This is a genomic window from Haloarcula sediminis, from assembly GCF_035656455.1.
Taxonomy (GTDB): Archaea; Halobacteriota; Halobacteria; order Halobacteriales; family Haloarculaceae; genus Haloarcula; species Haloarcula sediminis.
Window position 1 is genome coordinate 99,956 of the sequence record NZ_JAYMGA010000011.1, and the last position, 15,331, is coordinate 115,286.

Sequence of the window (15,331 nt, forward strand, 5' to 3'; positions counted from 1 at the left end):
GGAGCTCGTAGTTAGTTTGATTTAGTCAAATAGACCTAGTTTGGGCAATAATTATTAGCCCCTGGATCTAAGTAAGCATGTATTCGCTATGAGCGGAAAACAAGCGCAATCGGAGTTCGGAGAACAGCCCCCGACGAACGTCGCCCGCGTCCCGACGCTACTCCTGCTGGACGTGTCGGGTTCGATGTCGCAGAAGACCACTGACGAAAACGGGAACAAGCGACCCAAGATCGAGCAGCTCAACGACGGTCTGCAGCTGTTCAAGAAGGAGATAGCGGGCGATTTCAAAGCGGAGCGAGCAGTCGATATCTCGGTGGTCCCCTTCGGCGGCGACGTCTCCGTCGAGCAGCCGTTCACGGAGATCAGCGACTGGCAGCCTCCGCAGCTGTCGGCAGGGGGCGGGACCCCGATGTGTGAGGCCCTGGTGAAGGGGGCCACGCACCTCCGCGATTACCGCAACCACCTGCGGGACAACAACGTCCCACTCAAGAAGGCGCTGGTGTGGGTCCTGACCGACGGCCGACCCACCGACGACAGCGGCCAGCGGTGGGACAAGGCTCAGGCCGTCGTCGAGGACGGTACCGAGGACGGCGAGCTGCTGTTCTACGGCGTCGGCATCGGCGACGACGCCCGGACCAACACGCTGGACGACCTAGCGTCGGCCGCACCGGACGACTCGAAGGTCAAGGTGTTCCAGCTCGAGGAGGGGATGTTCCAAGAGTTCTTCCGTATCGTCTCGGAGAGCGCGCAGTCCCAGTCGGAGGGCGGGGACAGCGACGACGCGGACGACAACATCTCCCAGGAATAGGCACGGGACAATGATGTCATCCGATTCCGTCGAGACGCAGGTCGTCGGGGGGTCTGTCGAGGGACCGAAGCACGAAGGAACCGACACGCCATGTCAGGACGCCTGGGCCGAGCGCCAGCTTCCGGATGGACGGTTCGTCGTCGCGGTCGGTGACGGGCTCGGCAGTGCAACGCACAGTCACGAGGGATCGGCGATCGCGACGGAGACGGTCGTGGACCATCTCGAGGCGTATCTGGAATCGACCGAGACGATTGAGCGACGAGAAGCGCAAGATGCACTGAAAGCGGGATTCGTCGCGGCGCGGGAAGCCATCGCTGCAGCGGCGTCGGAGCGGGATATCGATACAGCCGAGCTAGCAACTACGCTTCTCGCTGTCGTCGGCGGTCCCGGCGGCCTCGCCGGCGCCGGTGCAGGTGACGGTGGGGCAGTCTACGGCGTTGAGGACAGCTACCAGCTCCTGTTCCCACGCGAGGAGTCCGTCGCTGATCTCGGTGCCTCCTACAAGACGTTCCCGCTGACTCACGACGACTGGGAACAGTACTATCGGTCCGGGTTCGCCGACGACTGGGACCGCATCAGCGTGGTCTCCGACGGTGTCGAGGAGTGGTGCTGGGAGAACACCGAGGAGATCAACCCGTCCTGGTTCCGGTCGGCGTTTGACCTAGTGGGTACCGCACCGGATCCGGAGAGCGCCAGCGAGAAACTGCGTACGGCACTCGACAACGATAACTATCGGCTCTCCAGCGACGACAAGACCGTCGTGATGGGACTTCGAGAACCCGATGAGACCGACGGGCCTGGGGTCAGTGAGACAGCCGATTCGCAGCCCGAACGGGACGCGACCGTGGCTGAAGCGGTCAAGAGCGCCCCCGAGGAGAGCGGGAGTTCGGCTTCCGGTGGCGTCGAGGCGTCGTCGGATGAGGACTCGGATCCACACGGTCGACAGACGGCGGCGTCGATCACCGAGGTCGTCGAATCGATGCACTCAGTCACCCTGGTCGTGGAACCGCCGGAGCGGCAGCAGTTCGAAGTTGTGGCGAGGAAACCGCCGATCTGGGGGAGAAAGAGCTGCAAGCTTGAGAAGCTACTCGACGAGTTCGGGGTCGGACCCGACGACATCGACAGTCTACTCGGCCGAGAGGTGCCCTGTACGTTGGTCGGCAGTGGTGATACCCGGCGACCCGTAATCGAGTGGGAGCGCCTCATCGGGGGCCCGGGGACGTCACGAGCGCACCCGAGTGAGTCCCCGGGACGGTCACGATAGCAAGCTCGTGATGCGTAGACCGAGCGTGGGGAATGTGGCACAGATAAGAGCAGTACCAACGACCCGACTCACTTCACGCTAGAATGACAGACAACGACCGTCCGACGACCAGGCTCGACCCGCCGACGCGTATCAAGAGCGACGACCTGCCCGACTGGGTCAACTGGACGGACAAGTCACAGACGGCGGCGGAACAAGCCGTAGATAGTTCCGAAGACTGGCTGGACAACGCGTTGACCGGTGACAGTCGGGATGGGAGCGCCGACAGTAAGGATACGTCCGACACCGAGCTGAGACTCATAGTCTGTCGTCTCACGTGTCGAAAGTGTGGGACCGGGACGGTACGTCGACAACACGCAGGCTGTACGGCACCGATTATCCGCGTTGGCGACCGGTGGTGCTGTGGGGACTGCGGGACCAGCATGTCCCCACCGACCCGCTGTCCGGACTGTGGTGACGACGTGGAGAGACGGGCCGTCGTCGTCCCCGTGGACCTGCGCCCCAAGGCAGACGCCGACCACATCGAACGTGCGATCCACAGCGAAACCAACGATCGACGAGCAGCCCATTCACTCGTCCCCCTTTCGTACAGTGACCATCTGAGTGCGATCGCGCTCCAACACAGCCGAGACATGGCGGAGCGGGACTTCTTCGATCACGCGTGCCCCGACGACATGGAGCCGGTCGACAGGTATCGGAAGTTCGGCCACTCCGTCCGTAGCTACGGGGAGAACATCGCCAAGATCTATCCCGGTCCAGCGACCTCAGCGGAGGACGCGGCGAGCGAGGTAGTCGACGAGTGGATGGAATCCCCCGGCCATCGAGAGAACATTCTCCAGGACCAGTTCAAACGGGAGGGAATCGGCGTCTACTTCGGGCGAGACGGGGCGATGTACGCAACGCAGAATTTCTACTAGATCTTCCAGACAGACATGGCTACGGAGCAACGCTTCGAACGGGTGTGTCGGTTGATGAACAAGGTGTTGGAGCAGCGAGACGAGAGCGGGGGAGGGCTCAGGTTGGAGGCGGACGAGGTGGCGGAGTTGCTGTCGGCGTTGCGGTATTACCGGTCGACCGTCGATCCCAGTTCCGGTGATGTCCTGATCGGGACGACATACACCTGTCCGGAGTGTGGCAGTAACGAAACGTTTCGAGCGCAGGACAGTCAGGTTTCGATAGAACAGGCCCATCCGGATATCGGTCTCGAAGTGGTCAGGGTCCACGGTATCGCACAGTGCAGTAGCTGCATGTTTCAGGTCGATCTGAAGCAGTTCGAACCGGTCAGGTCGGGCGAATTCGACGAAGATAGCTGGAGTGAGCTGTACAAGGAAGCGTACCGCGAACGGGAACGAGTCGAGACGTTGCAACCGAAGTAATCGTAACCAAGAGAGAGTGTTTCCCAGAAATGAGCTTGGAGGAAGATCTGGAGGTAGTGAAGGAGATGGAGTCACGAGTGCTCCGCAAGCATCGTCACGAGCCGTTTGAGCTGGAGGTTCGCAACGAGAATGAGGCGCTGCTGCTCAAGAGCCTGTTGAACAAAGAGAAGGTCCGACTGTTTCAGGAGATGGAGGACGAATTGGAGAGGCATATTATCGAATGCCCGGGCTGTTGGCGGAGCAGAACCGCCCCGGTACACAGGACGATGTATGAGCTGTACGAGACAGGGCCTGGAATCGAGGAGAACGTGTTCACGGGTGAGATCGAGTTCGTCTGCGAGACCTGTATGAAGATAGTGAAAGGAGAGTCAGTGGTTGCTCTGCTCGATCGAATCGACGGGGACATTTCCGAGATCCGGGAGTATGTACTGGAGGAACGGGAGAAAGCGGCCTCGACACGGTTTGTCGAGGACCTCCCAGAGGAGGACTATCGACGGTCCGAGGAGCAGGATGGTCAGTATTCGAAATTGTTCCCACGGAGTGTCGACGGACTGGCGGAGTGGTACAGCCAGTTCGAGCCGGTGGCTGGAGAGCGGCTATGACGCTGTTGTCCGAGGACGAAACGGAGTTTATCGACCTGGTTCTGGCGGCCGGTGACCGGGCCCTGGAGCGGGATACGTTCGAATTCATGATCCAGGATGGAGTTCCCGCTGATGCCTTCATCGACTCGTATCGGGACTACACTCTGGGCGAGGTACTGGAGAGCCTAGACGAGAAGGGACTGGCGTACACCGACTCACAGGAGGAAATCATCCACTACAACGGTGGAGCGTTTCGAAGAGGCGAGGTTGAGAAGATCAAGTGGGAGGACACGGGGTTCAGAAAGATCGATCGTCAGTACATCTATTTCACTGCGGAACTGAAGGAGCTCTACCAAGAGAAAGGAGAGGCGTGAACTACCCCTGCCTACTCGCCCGCTGACGCGGGCTCCTTGAGGCAGGGGCTTCCTGTTTCCACGACGCGCTTTGCAGACACCGAATCGGTTTCCGTAGGGAGCGCAGTCTCCACAGGCGTTGATTCGGAGTGAACCACTAGATCTCGAGAACCACGCTGGATTGGACAGACGGGCCATGTCGGTTCACTATCTCTGGAACGTCGTCGTACGCTAAGTCGGCCCGCTACCAAGTTACCTTGGATAGCGTCAGTAGATCGTGTTCACTTCGATTTTGCCGTGAAGTCGACGCTGGTCCCGTCAGAGACTGGTGAGGATGACACTGACGGAGAGACGGTTCGCCAGCGCCATGACTGCGTCCTGGTTGTCCTCCGTTATCTCGACCTTGTTCCCTTTCGTCAGTGACTGCCAGAGCTCGAACAGGGACTCCTGGTCGACCGATTCTAGGTCGGCGTCCAGTTCGGAGCGGAGCCAGTCGTGAAGCTCCGCATATTCGCTGAGCGCGTCGACCGGGTCGTTCCTGATCTGACGCTGGGGGAGTGGTGAGGTCTGGAACCGAGACTCCGGGATCGAGGCGGTGGTCGCTTCGGACCCTGCGAGTTCCTCGACCAGTTCCTGTTGGGCCTCAAGCCGCTCAGACACCGTTTGAGCGAACTGGTCGATCCGGTCCGTCATTTCGTCCACGGACTGTGACAGGTACTCGACTGTTGCGTAGTCGTGTCCCTGAAGGCTGGAATACGCTTCGTGGAGGTCGTCGATCTCCGAGTCGAAGGGGCCCTCTGTGCAGTCGTAGTTCTCCAAGTTTGTCATGAATCCCACGACGGTCCGGTAGGTTTCTGCCGCGGTGGTCACCGTCTGTCGTGTGTCCGAAATGGTCTGTACGAGTTCGGACAGCGGCGCCTCGTCGTACACCTCACTGACGTCTGTTTGGACGATGTCTTGGACGTCTATTCCATACGAGTTCAGTGTCTCGAGTGCCGATTCGATGTTCTCGAGATCAGCACGAATCGAGGCGACATCGATGTCGTCCGTGCCATCGTCGTAGAACCGTTCGACGCCGGTGAACTCGAGAGACGGTGCCCAGTCAATCCCCCCAAACTCGGCCTCGAGTGTGTCCAGTGTTGCGTGCCTGGCCTCGATGTCGTCGACGACCGGCAACAACTCCTGGCGGGGTAACACGAGGATGGACGGCTGGCGTTCGACAAGGGCGGCGACCAGCGTCACCAGCACGGAGTCGAAATCACCGACGCGGGCGTAGAGATCCTGATAGGCGTCGGTCGCTACCTGGAGGTCCTCGGGGACCTTCGCTTCGAGCTGTTCGTAAACCTGCGTTCGCGCGTCCTCATCGAGATCGGGCTGGAGCCGTCCGAGCAGCGCAGTGAGAGACTCGCGTGCCACCTGCTGTAGTGGCGACCGAACCGTCTCCTCGACCGTCTCCTGGAGGGCCAGGAGCGCTGCCGGGTCGTCCGTCTCCGCGATCTCTGTCCTGATGGACTCCACCCCCTGATAGAACAGCTCCCGTTCCGTTTCGTCCATGCTTTCAACGCGATCCTGATACGCTTCGGCCGCCGTATTGAGGTCACGCAGGTCGCGGAGTGTCTTCTCAAGCCGCACGGACTCGTCACTGACCGTCTCCACGATGTCCGGGAGTCCGTCAGTCATTGGTCACCTCCACGGAATCGTCGTTCGAGACGAGGGTCAGTAGTGCGCCTTTCGTCTCCCGCGTGAGCTTGTCGACGTCGGCAGCCGTGGCCTCGGTCGCCGCGAGCTCGTCGCGGACTTTCACGAGATGCTGTGCGTGTTGCGCGACGGATCGGTTCAGTTGCTCCAGCACGTCACTGTCTTCCGGGAGTTTGAGTTGCACAGACGCTGATTCCGGGTCAGAGAGGACGACCTGATCGTCGTATTCGTCGACCTGACTCAGGACGGCACCGTCTCCGTTCGCCGAGGAGACAGTCGTCTGTCGGAGCGCACCGCGCAGATCAAAGAGGTCATCGCCGAACTCCTCCAGCTGGGCGACGAGCGCCGCTCTATCGTCGAAGACCGAGTCGACAAAGTCGGCCGTCTCGAGCGTCGCGTGAACGTCGTCGAATAGTTCGACCGCGTCGGTGATAGCGGCGATATCGGTCTCTGTGACGGTCGTTTCGACAGTCTCGAGCTGCCGAGCCATGTCGCGGAGGTAGATACGCAACAGGAACCAGTAGTGGTAGGCGATGGGGCCGGCGGACGGTGTCGACTCGACCTTCGCTATCAGGTCATCGAGGCCGTTGCGGACCTGTTTCAGGTTGGCCTGATAGCGTTCGATCCGGTCTGCCTCAATGGTGACCCACTGGCCGACAGTCGCCCGCGTCGGCGGACGGAGTCGCCGGCCGTAGCTCTCGATGTCATCGAGACAGTGGGTAACTGTCTCCAGGGCCGAATCGACCTCCGATTTCGTCTGGCGAAGCCGATCCAGCATGTCGATGTCGGCGTTCGGTCCGGTCGTGAGGCCTGCGACGAGGAGTGAGCGAACCAGCGCGTGACCGAGGTACGTGTTTCCGTCGAGACCGACGACCGGAACGTGCGTATCCTGCAGGCTCGTCTCCGGATCGTCCAGTTTGGCGATAATGTCCGCGGTGTCGGCGAGCCCCGCGAGATCCGCCAGTGCCTCCTGTGTCCGCCGAACCGGAAGCGCTACCTGATCCCCGTCGGTGTAGTGCTCGCGTTCGGCCAGAACGGCTTTGCTGTATCCGCTTTGGGTGAATAGGCTATCCAGATAGGTTTTGAACTGGAACCCGTCTCTGTCGGCTGCGACCAGATCGTGGTCAAGCCCGTCGACGAACGACTCGTGTAAGTCGGTGTACGCACGGTCCGCTTCGTACTCCGGGCCGAAGAGCAGCAGGTATGACAGCGTGACCGTCGACTCGACGAACTTGCCACTCGACCAGTACGGACTCGCCCCGGCCAACCGAGACTCTTCCCACAGCAGTGTCTCGGCATCCGGAAGCGAGTAGGTCTCGCGATAGCGGCGTTCGAACCCACCCAGGTGGTCACTCGCGACCTGGCGGAGTTGGTCGTAGAGCGTCTCGATCGTGTTCCGGACCTCCCTGTCGTCGCAGTTCGCGACCAGCTCGGCGACTGTCTCGTCATCAACGGCGTACGGGTCAGCGACACCCTTGTCTGCGAGGCGACCGTGGAGGTGTGTTACGAACGTCCAGAACCGGCTCGACTGGTACGATTCGATCGCCGCTAACTGGTGGCGCCGGTAGACGTCCAGCCCAGTCGCGTCGTGGTCGAACTCTCTCCCCTCGGGGACGAGAAGAATCGTCGGTGCAGTGAGGTCGTAGCTGGTCGTGATGTCTCCGACAGCTGTCTGGAACGCATCTTCGGTTGGGCACAGGCGGATCTCTGCAGTCGCTGTGGCTTCACCGTCGGGATGGATGGTGAGCCCGCGGTCCATCGACGACCGGATCGCTTCGGTCGTCCGGTCGGAGACGCGTTCGGGATTAACAGCGATGGGAGGGAACGCCGAGTGGACGATGGACGGTGCGGCCGTCGAAACCGCTTCGTCGACCGTATCGGTATCCGAGACGTGGTCGATCCATCGGGTGTGGAACACGCCCGAAACCCCATCGAGGCCCTCGATTGCGGTCGACCGCGCGTCGCTGGCCGGTTCGAACGACGTGATCGTGTCAGTGACCAGCGAGAGGAACGCGTCGGCCTGCTCTTCGTCGGCTAACCCGAACGCCGGGAATAGGAACTCGTCGGTGACACTCAGTCCCCGGAACACGCGCTCGATGTTCCGGTCGGCGATCTCGAGCGCGTCCTTGTGGTGCTCGTCCGCCGCCCCGTCGAACGTCTCGTCGAGAATGTCGACGGCGATATACTGACACTGGGTCGCAGTGAGGCTCTTCTGCTGAGAGAGCTGCCATGCATCCAACCCAGCCTCGTCGAACATGAGTGCGCGGATCGCCCGGTCCCACTGCTCGCGGTCGCAGTCGGTCCAGATGTTGTTGAGCAGCTTCGTCTCCCGGAAGTTCGTTTCAGCCAGGTCCCGGAGCCACCGGATGACAGCGTCCGGGCCCCCCTCCGGCAGGTTGTCGACGAGTTTGATGATGAGGCCCGTTCGACCACGGGCGAGCCACCAGAGGACGTTCGCAAGCTCGGTCGCGTCACGGTGGTCCTCCGCAAGGAGACTGCGCACGTCGGCCACCCCGAGCGGTGGAATCCGCACTTCCCGCATCCGGCCCCAGTCGGCCTCGCCGATGAACTCGAAGGCCGAGATCATCCCGAAGCTCCAGACTTTCACCGAGTCCTGGAGCCCATCGTTGATCTTCCGAAGCGGATTGTCGTCGTCCTTGTCCATCACCCGGATGAACTCCCGGTAGGACTGCTCAACCTCGTCGAAGAACAGCGCCGTCCGGACCGACGTCGACGAGTCGATGTCGGTCCCGTGTGACTCGACGAACTCGCGCTTGCTGTCACTGTCGACGTTCGGAAACCACGCGACACCCGTGACCTCGTCGTCCGCGTAGGCCGCGAGCTGCTCGTCGATCCGGGACTGCAGCCACGTGTTGAGATCCGTCTCGTCTGTACTCGCGAACTCGGTCAACATGGCCCCCGGGTCACCGATGTAAAAGGCAGGGATGCCACGTTCCCACGACCGTCGGAACAGGTGATAGAGAAGCTGTGTCTTTCCGGAGCGGTAGGCACCGACCAGCGCCAACGGATCGACCGACTGCCCGTTCTCGAAGTGCTCGAAGGTCTCTTCGGCACGTCTCAGTTGTCGCTCGTGTTCGTCCGTGAGCGGCTCCCAGGCGCGCTCCAGCGATGCCTTACGAGTGTTGGGCGTCCCTCCCATCGTACTGACCTCTATTGCTCCCTGTTTACTTAGTATTAGTTTTAACTAGCTCATTAGAACGTACGGGGTCAACCGAGTCCGTGTTACTGATATTGTTGTTAGTCGCCTCAGCAAGCCATAGTTCTCGGCATTTTTCATTTTTCTTGGCGTAGAGGATATCGGACGGTACACTTGGGACAAGAACTAAGTATTTAGTTATACTAACTCAATATGTGTTTGGGAAATGAGCTCGTTCGATTCAGAGGATTGGGAAGGCCGGACCATCGTGGTGGGCTCGGACGAGGTGACCGTCGGTGCGGAGATCGGCTCCGGGAACGAGGGTGGAGTCTACCACATCAAGGGATCACCGGACGAGGTTGTGAAAATACTCGACGAGGGTAGGCGGAAGAAGAAGGAAGCGAAGGTTCGGGCGATGATCGACAACCCGCCCAAAGATCTGACTTTCGAGCAGAAGGGGATTCGCAGTATTATCTGGCCGGAAGCCCTGGCGAAAGAGAAGTCCTCGGGCGCGTTCCTAGGCTATCGAATGCCGTACGCAGACGTCGAGGCGACCACCCCTGCGTTTGAATACTCGATGGTCAGCCTCAGTTGGGACAACAGTAGCCCAAAGGACCGTTTCAAGACCGCCCGGAATCTGGCAATCATGGTCAGGAACATCCACAAAGCCGGCCACGCCATCGGGGATTTCAACGACAAGAACTTCCTGATCGAGGACGGGTACATCACCCTAATCGACTGTGATGCCTTCCACATCACCGACAGCGACACGATCTACGGCGATACCAGCTACCACCCCCGTTACTCCCCGCCCGAGCAGCGTGGATCGTCCCTGAGTGCGGTGCAGGAGGCCGATAAGTTCTGCCTCGGTGTCCACGTGTTTCAGTTCCTCTTGGAGGGTGCCCACCCGTTCCAGGCGGTCGGTGACGATGCAGCGAATGGGGATTTTTCCGACAAGATCGGTGACAACCCATTCCCGTTCGCTGACCCCGCGGGCGACATCGGCCCAGAAGAAGGGACCAAGAACAAGTATCAGCAGCTCCCCACCAAGATTCAGGACCTCTTCGTCGAGTGTTTCGCACAGGGATCGAAGTCGCTGGGATGGTCGCGCCCGGATCCGATCGATTGGATCGAAGCACTGGCGGAGCTGACTGACTTCTCACAAGACATCAGTCGCGATACTTCGACCGGTCAGGGGACGGGTACCCCTGGCGGCACTGGAGCGGGGGGCGCACCCGAGGGGTCGATCACCGTCCCCGTGTTCGGGGACGATGACGGGGAGTCGTCGACGGCAGAGTCGGACCAGACGTTGACCGTTCCCGAGTTCGGGGCCGATTCGTCCCCCGACGGTTCGGCATCACAGTCCGTCGGCGCTGGGTCCGACGACGACCTGACGGTCCCTGCGTTCGGCACGGAAGACAGTGGTGGAACAGCGAATTTGGTGACTCCGGACGGCGGAACACCAGCAGACGAAGAGCTCACTGTCCCCGACTTCGGGACGGACACCGGGGAGGACGAAGACGGTGACGACGACCGAGGGTCGTGACAATGGGCGACGACGACGCTCGGTCTCAAGCCCTGTCGGCATCGCCAGACCCAGTAGTGGCACGAACGCCGGTGCTTCTCATTTTGGATACCGATGGGGCGATGTGTAGCAGAACGGAAGACGGTGAGGGAAACCTCCAATCACGGATCGAACAGATAAACGCCGGACTACAGGAGTTCAAGACCGCTTTGTGTGACGATTTTGAGACGGCATCGAGAACGGATATAGCGGTAGTGACCTTTGGCGGGGACGTCACTATCGAACACGGGTTCACGAACGTGAATCACTGGGACCCGCCGACGCTGTCGGCCGGTGGAACGATCCCGATGGTCGAGGCACTCTGCGAGAGTGCGCACCATCTCGAAGAGTATCAGAAGGAACTCCAGGCGGCACACGTCCCATACAGACCCGCGTTCGTCTGGCTGGCAGCGGGTGGGCCGCCGACAGATGCCGTGAGTGAGCGCTGGGAAACCGCCAAGGAGATCGTAAACGCGGGGACTCGAAACGAGGAGTTCTGGTTCTATACCAGTTCCATCGAGCGCGAGAACGAGATAGATGCACTGGCGGAGTTGCAGTCCGTCGCTTCGAACCACGGCAAGGCCCGGCCTCTCCGGTCAGAGCGTGGTGATATTCGGAGCTATTTCGCCGTGGCCGCGGAAGCGGTTCGACGCCAGATCAACGGATACACAGCCTCGGATCGGGTACGACGCGAATCAGCGGATGTCGCCGACGATGTCCAAGATTTCTGAGACCGCGTTCGGTGACGTCGCACAGATGATGATCTCAGAGTTCGATGACTACAGGCGAGTCGCTCGGTGAGCCATCTACCGGCCTGGCGGACTCAGAAAGGACGAGGCAGCCTCGGCCGTCCCCCGACCCCGTAAGCACCGCAGGGACGAGGCGCGCAGCGGCGGTCGCGGGACGTCGAACGGCCGAGGGCTTTCGAGTGTCATGTCCCACCGAATCAGATTAGCAATCAGTCAGCTGTTGCCGGCGACCAGGTCCTTGATGAGCCGGAAGCCGTTCACGAACGTCACCGAGTCACCGTAACCCTCACTCGCGAGCACGGTTTCGGCCCCCTCGCCGGCCGCGATATCGGTCGTGTAGATGTACACCTCGGTCGCCGTCCCCGCGCTGAGATACTGGGCAGCTAGGGCGGCGAGGGCAGCGTCAGCCCGTTCAACTTCGTCTGCGGGCCGGTCGTCGGCGTTCGCGATGTACCGCTGGACGCCGTCCATCACCCGCGAGACGACCGGCTCGGAGAACTCGAGCGGCGCCGCAACTGTTGCCCAGCCCTCGTCGATTGCGGCGTCGACGGGCGGGCTTTCGACATCCGGATCGTCGACGGTCAGCTCCTCGTACACCCGTTCGGGAAGGATGAAGGTGACGTCGTTCCGGCGAGCGAACCGCCCAACAGCCTTGTACCGGCTGTTCGACGGCTGTCCCATCGCGACGAACAGGCCGGTGTCAGCGATGTGGAGCCGGCTCACGCGTCGTCAGCCGCGTCGCCGACATCCAACTCGTTGAGTCCTGCCCCAGCCTCCTCGATGTCGTAATGTTCGTGGACGACGGGACGGAGCGCTTGGAGGATCATCTCCGCAGCCAGCGGCGAGATATCGAGATCCTCGGCCATCAGGCGGTGGGTCACCTCGCCGCGCTCGCGGGCGACGGCGTAGGTGAGCGCGGTCGCGAGGCCGGCGACGCCGTGGCGGTCGATGTAGGTGTCGATGTCGGCGTCCGTCTCGCGGCGGCCGACGGCGTCGATGAGCGCCGGCGTGATCGTGTACTCGCGGTCGCCGGCAGCCGTCGTCACGGTCAGGTCGATCTCACGGGCGGCGTACCGCCGGGGCTGCTCGTCGTCGGTGACATCGACGACGCCGGCGTCGACGAGTCGGTTGACGTAGCTGTAGGCCGTTCCCTGTGCGAGCTCGAGGTCGTTCATCACGTCCTGGACGACCGCCTCGCCCTCCCGGGCCAGATACGCGTACAGCTGAGCCAGCTGTGGCTCCTCGAGGAGGTCAGCGACCGAGAGGAAATCCTGGACGATGTCGCCGTCGGCGCGGTTTGAGGTGCGTGACACGGGTGGTTCTTGATTACAGTTTACAGCGAACCAGTAATGAGTGTTGGGGTCACTCCGCCGGCGTCGTAACGAGATGCTCCTCGAGATCGCGCGTCCAGTACGTCGCGAGGCCACCCAGACTACAGCGGGCGCACAACTGCAACGGGCCTTCTAGATGCCCCAGTTCAACCCGGAATCGCGTGAGGGCTGCGAGCGTGTCGACGACCAGCCCACAGCCGTCACAGGCGACGTGATCGCGCTCGTCGGGATCCGGCCGCGTCTGGGTGGCGCAGTCGACACAAATCGGGTGGGTGACCCGCTCGTCCTGGCCCCAGGTGTGGGCCTCACCAGTCTCAGTGCCGGGCGGCGCGTCGCAGAACGCACAGCCAACGAGGGTTTGCTGCATCACTCACCCTACGCGTCGGTGTCGCGACCAGCCGTCCAGCCACGGTGGAAGACGGCCAGCTGCGTCGATAAGTCGAACGCGGCGCCGCTCGGCTCGTGAACCAGAACTTGGTCCTCGGGAACCGGAGTGACGACGTCCGCGTCGACGAGCTCGCTGATCAGGTCCTGGGCCGTCGCGTCGTCGATGTCCGCCGTGTCGACGCCGGCGCGTTGACCAAGTATTTTGGGAAAGTCGCCGGCGACGACGAGTTCAAAGTGAGAGGAATCGAAGCCCGGCAGCGTTCGACACCACCGTTCATCGAGGCAGTGCAACGGGAGTGTCTGGAAGTTCTCGATGCAACGCAGTCTCCCGAGGCAGTGGTAGGCCGGCTCGCAAGTGCAATCGAGAGTCTCCATACTGGCGGTATCGCCGTCGATCAACTCGTAGAACGGAACCGTGTTTCGAAGCCGCTGGAAGGATACACCCAGAACACGCAGAACGTAGCAGCGCTGAAACGTGCCCGGGACCAAGACCTTGCAATCAACCCTGGGCAAGATATCGAATACGTCGTCGTCAACGACCGAAAATCGTCGCGAGAACGTGTTGCCCTGGCTCATGAGGAGATCGACACGTATGACCCCGACTACTACGAGACACAACTCATTCGTGCTGTTGAGAGTGTTACCTCGCCATTGGGATGGGACCGGATGGATATCCACCAGGAACTTGCCAAGACACGAGATACCACGCAGCGTTTTCTTCGGAACCGACTCACTAACCAACGAAGCAAGAAATCTGGCCCAGTCGTTGGTTAGTTGCGGGAGTATAGATACGAGCAACATAAAATTAACCAACATCTATAGGTTTTTGCGGTCCCTGTTGGTTAGTATATGAGTGACCGAGACCACGCAATCGAGGCACTCGAACACCTCCGTACGATACAGCCACCTGAGAGTGGTGGGTCAACTATAGAACGGCACCGCCAGGACGCCATCAAACAGGTGGAGACACTGGTTGCAGAGCTCGAAAAATCGGCTCAAGTGGAGAAGTCTAGTGACTCGGTCAAGACACCGGACGACTGGGACGATGATGAGGAGTGGCAGGACAAGCTCGAAACCGCTCGTGAGAAGGCTACGATATCGCCTTCGAAAGGGACGCTGACGACGAAGACGATCAACGGGCGGGAGTACTACTACCTTCAGTGGTGAGAGGGCGAGAAGGTTAGGAGCCAATACGTCGCCCCAGTCGACCCTGTCTGAGATGGCCCCACAGAATCAGAGGGCGAGTGTTCCGAGCTTCACCGATGAGACACACACACCTGATTCCGAGTTAGTGAGGGATTCGGGGATATCCCCCCTTCAGATCGAGCGTGGCTGATTGAAGCATTCATCAGGAGCAGCTATGAGCCCTTTACTGACTAGTAAATTGGTTCTAGATAGTGGTGCTGTTGTGTTACTGTTGTCTGTTGTCTAGCTAGTGTACTAGTCTAGTAACTAGTGAGAACACACCTAGTTCCGAGTTAGAACAGCAATCTCAGCGAGAGAGACAGACGATTGTGGTGGTACTAACTCGGAATCAGGTGTGTGTGTCCTACCAATCCGTTCTAGTTTCGAACAAATCAAACAGATCTCGCACCCTCCTTGCAGTCCCTCCCCACGTGAACTAACTCGGAATCGGGTGTGTCTGGGTGTCTTGTATATCATGAACCGCACCACTGCGGCCGAAAACTAACTCGGAATCAGGTGTCTCCCCACCGTTTTACGCTTCTCCCTGAAGATTCTTGACAGTCAGGTGTCCCTCCAGAAGTCTAACTTCTGTTTCTGTTCCGGAGCTCCATCGCATGGCTGAGGCGGTTTCACAAACTAACTCGGAATCAGGTGTCCCCCGAAACCGGTACAGGAATCTGCCCTCGTAGCAACTGTGACTATACGGTTGTCAATTAGAAAGTAAGCCGGATTGGGGCTGCAAGCGCTCTAACTCGGAAATAGGGGGCTCTGGTGAATCGCTGGACAGCGTCGGTTTCGACCGTTAGAACTAGTGGTATGAAGCGGGAAACCGCCGATGATCCATGTCGAAGATTTCCCGCTTCACGAAGAAAGCGGTT

At 60.5% G+C, this 15,331-nt stretch carries 14 protein-coding genes and 2 pseudogenes; 10 read left to right on the forward strand and 6 right to left on the reverse strand.

What is annotated here, in order from left to right; all coding sequences use genetic code 11:
* Positions 1-88: 88 nt before the first annotated feature.
* The 6 genes from VJ162_RS16735 to VJ162_RS16760 all read left to right on the forward strand — a co-directional run bounded on the left by VJ162_RS16735 (position 89) and on the right by VJ162_RS16760 (position 4,403).
* On the forward strand, positions 89-808 hold the full coding sequence (locus VJ162_RS16735; RefSeq protein WP_324665870.1) for a vWA domain-containing protein: 720 nt from the start codon (positions 89-91) through the stop codon (positions 806-808).
* A gap of 13 nt (positions 809-821) precedes the next feature.
* Entirely contained in the window at positions 822-2,072 is a 1,251-nt protein-coding gene (locus tag VJ162_RS16740) for a protein phosphatase 2C domain-containing protein (RefSeq protein WP_324665871.1), read from the forward strand.
* An 83-nt stretch (positions 2,073-2,155) separates the two neighbouring features.
* Complete coding sequence (locus VJ162_RS16745; RefSeq protein ID WP_324665872.1) at positions 2,156-2,989, forward strand: CAP domain-containing protein; 834 nt, start codon at positions 2,156-2,158, stop codon at positions 2,987-2,989.
* Positions 2,990-3,004: 15 nt separating this feature from the next.
* Positions 3,005-3,448 (forward strand): hypothetical protein, encoded by a 444-nt coding sequence (locus tag VJ162_RS16750; RefSeq protein ID WP_324665873.1) that lies wholly within the window; start codon positions 3,005-3,007, stop codon positions 3,446-3,448.
* 29 nt (positions 3,449-3,477) lie between these two features.
* Complete coding sequence (locus VJ162_RS16755; RefSeq protein ID WP_324665874.1) at positions 3,478-4,050, forward strand: hypothetical protein; 573 nt, start codon at positions 3,478-3,480, stop codon at positions 4,048-4,050.
* Positions 4,047-4,403: a hypothetical protein gene (locus tag VJ162_RS16760; RefSeq protein WP_324665875.1), complete on the forward strand. Its 357-nt coding sequence runs from the start codon at positions 4,047-4,049 to the stop codon at positions 4,401-4,403. The genes VJ162_RS16755 and VJ162_RS16760 overlap by 4 nt, the downstream gene beginning before the upstream one ends.
* Positions 4,404-4,700: 297 nt before the next feature.
* Here the strand turns inward: VJ162_RS16760 and VJ162_RS16770 are convergent, their stop codons facing one another.
* Together VJ162_RS16770 and VJ162_RS16775 are read right to left on the reverse strand one after the other, a co-directional pair.
* Positions 4,701-6,062: a hypothetical protein gene (locus tag VJ162_RS16770; RefSeq protein ID WP_324665876.1), complete on the reverse strand. Its 1,362-nt coding sequence runs from the start codon at positions 6,060-6,062 to the stop codon at positions 4,701-4,703.
* Entirely contained in the window at positions 6,055-9,240 is a 3,186-nt protein-coding gene (locus VJ162_RS16775; protein WP_324665877.1) for a hypothetical protein, read from the reverse strand. Before VJ162_RS16775 ends, VJ162_RS16770 begins: the two co-directional genes overlap by 8 nt.
* Positions 9,241-9,463: 223 nt before the next feature.
* Here VJ162_RS16775 and VJ162_RS16780 point away from each other — a divergent pair, with 223 nt between their 5' ends.
* A complete protein-coding gene (locus VJ162_RS16780; RefSeq protein ID WP_324665879.1) occupies positions 9,464-10,783 on the forward strand; it encodes a hypothetical protein in 1,320 nt (439 codons plus the stop codon).
* Positions 10,784-10,785: 2 nt separating this feature from the next.
* Positions 10,786-11,532: a vWA domain-containing protein gene (locus tag VJ162_RS16785; RefSeq protein WP_324665880.1), complete on the forward strand. Its 747-nt coding sequence runs from the start codon at positions 10,786-10,788 to the stop codon at positions 11,530-11,532.
* Positions 11,533-11,763: 231 nt separating this feature from the next.
* On the opposite strand, the gene VJ162_RS16790 is transcribed toward VJ162_RS16785, so the two are convergent.
* The 4 genes and pseudogenes from VJ162_RS16790 to VJ162_RS16805 all read right to left on the reverse strand — a co-directional run.
* Positions 11,764-12,273 carry a hypothetical protein gene (locus VJ162_RS16790; RefSeq protein WP_324665882.1) on the reverse strand — a complete coding sequence of 170 codons (510 nt, stop codon included), beginning with the start codon at positions 12,271-12,273 and terminating at the stop codon, positions 11,764-11,766.
* Positions 12,270-12,863: a DUF7437 domain-containing protein gene (locus VJ162_RS16795; RefSeq protein WP_324665883.1), complete on the reverse strand. Its 594-nt coding sequence runs from the start codon at positions 12,861-12,863 to the stop codon at positions 12,270-12,272. The genes VJ162_RS16790 and VJ162_RS16795 overlap by 4 nt, the downstream gene beginning before the upstream one ends.
* A gap of 49 nt (positions 12,864-12,912) precedes the next feature.
* Positions 12,913-13,248 carry a DUF7558 family protein gene (locus VJ162_RS16800; protein ID WP_324665885.1) on the reverse strand — a complete coding sequence of 112 codons (336 nt, stop codon included), beginning with the start codon at positions 13,246-13,248 and terminating at the stop codon, positions 12,913-12,915.
* Between the two features lie 8 nt (positions 13,249-13,256).
* Positions 13,257-13,454: pseudogene (locus VJ162_RS16805) on the reverse strand (hypothetical protein); the annotation flags it as partial.
* Between VJ162_RS16805 and VJ162_RS16810 the strand changes: the two are divergent.
* Together VJ162_RS16810 and VJ162_RS16815 are read left to right on the forward strand one after the other, a co-directional pair.
* A pseudogene (locus VJ162_RS16810) lies at positions 13,428-14,042 on the forward strand (DNA polymerase domain-containing protein); the annotation flags it as partial. The pseudogenes VJ162_RS16805 and VJ162_RS16810 overlap by 27 nt on opposite strands.
* A 75-nt stretch (positions 14,043-14,117) precedes the next feature.
* The gene (locus tag VJ162_RS16815; protein ID WP_324665886.1) at positions 14,118-14,435 is read left to right on the forward strand and encodes a hypothetical protein; all 318 of its coding nucleotides are present in this window, start codon (positions 14,118-14,120) and stop codon (positions 14,433-14,435) included.
* Positions 14,436-15,331: the final 896 nt, after the last annotated feature.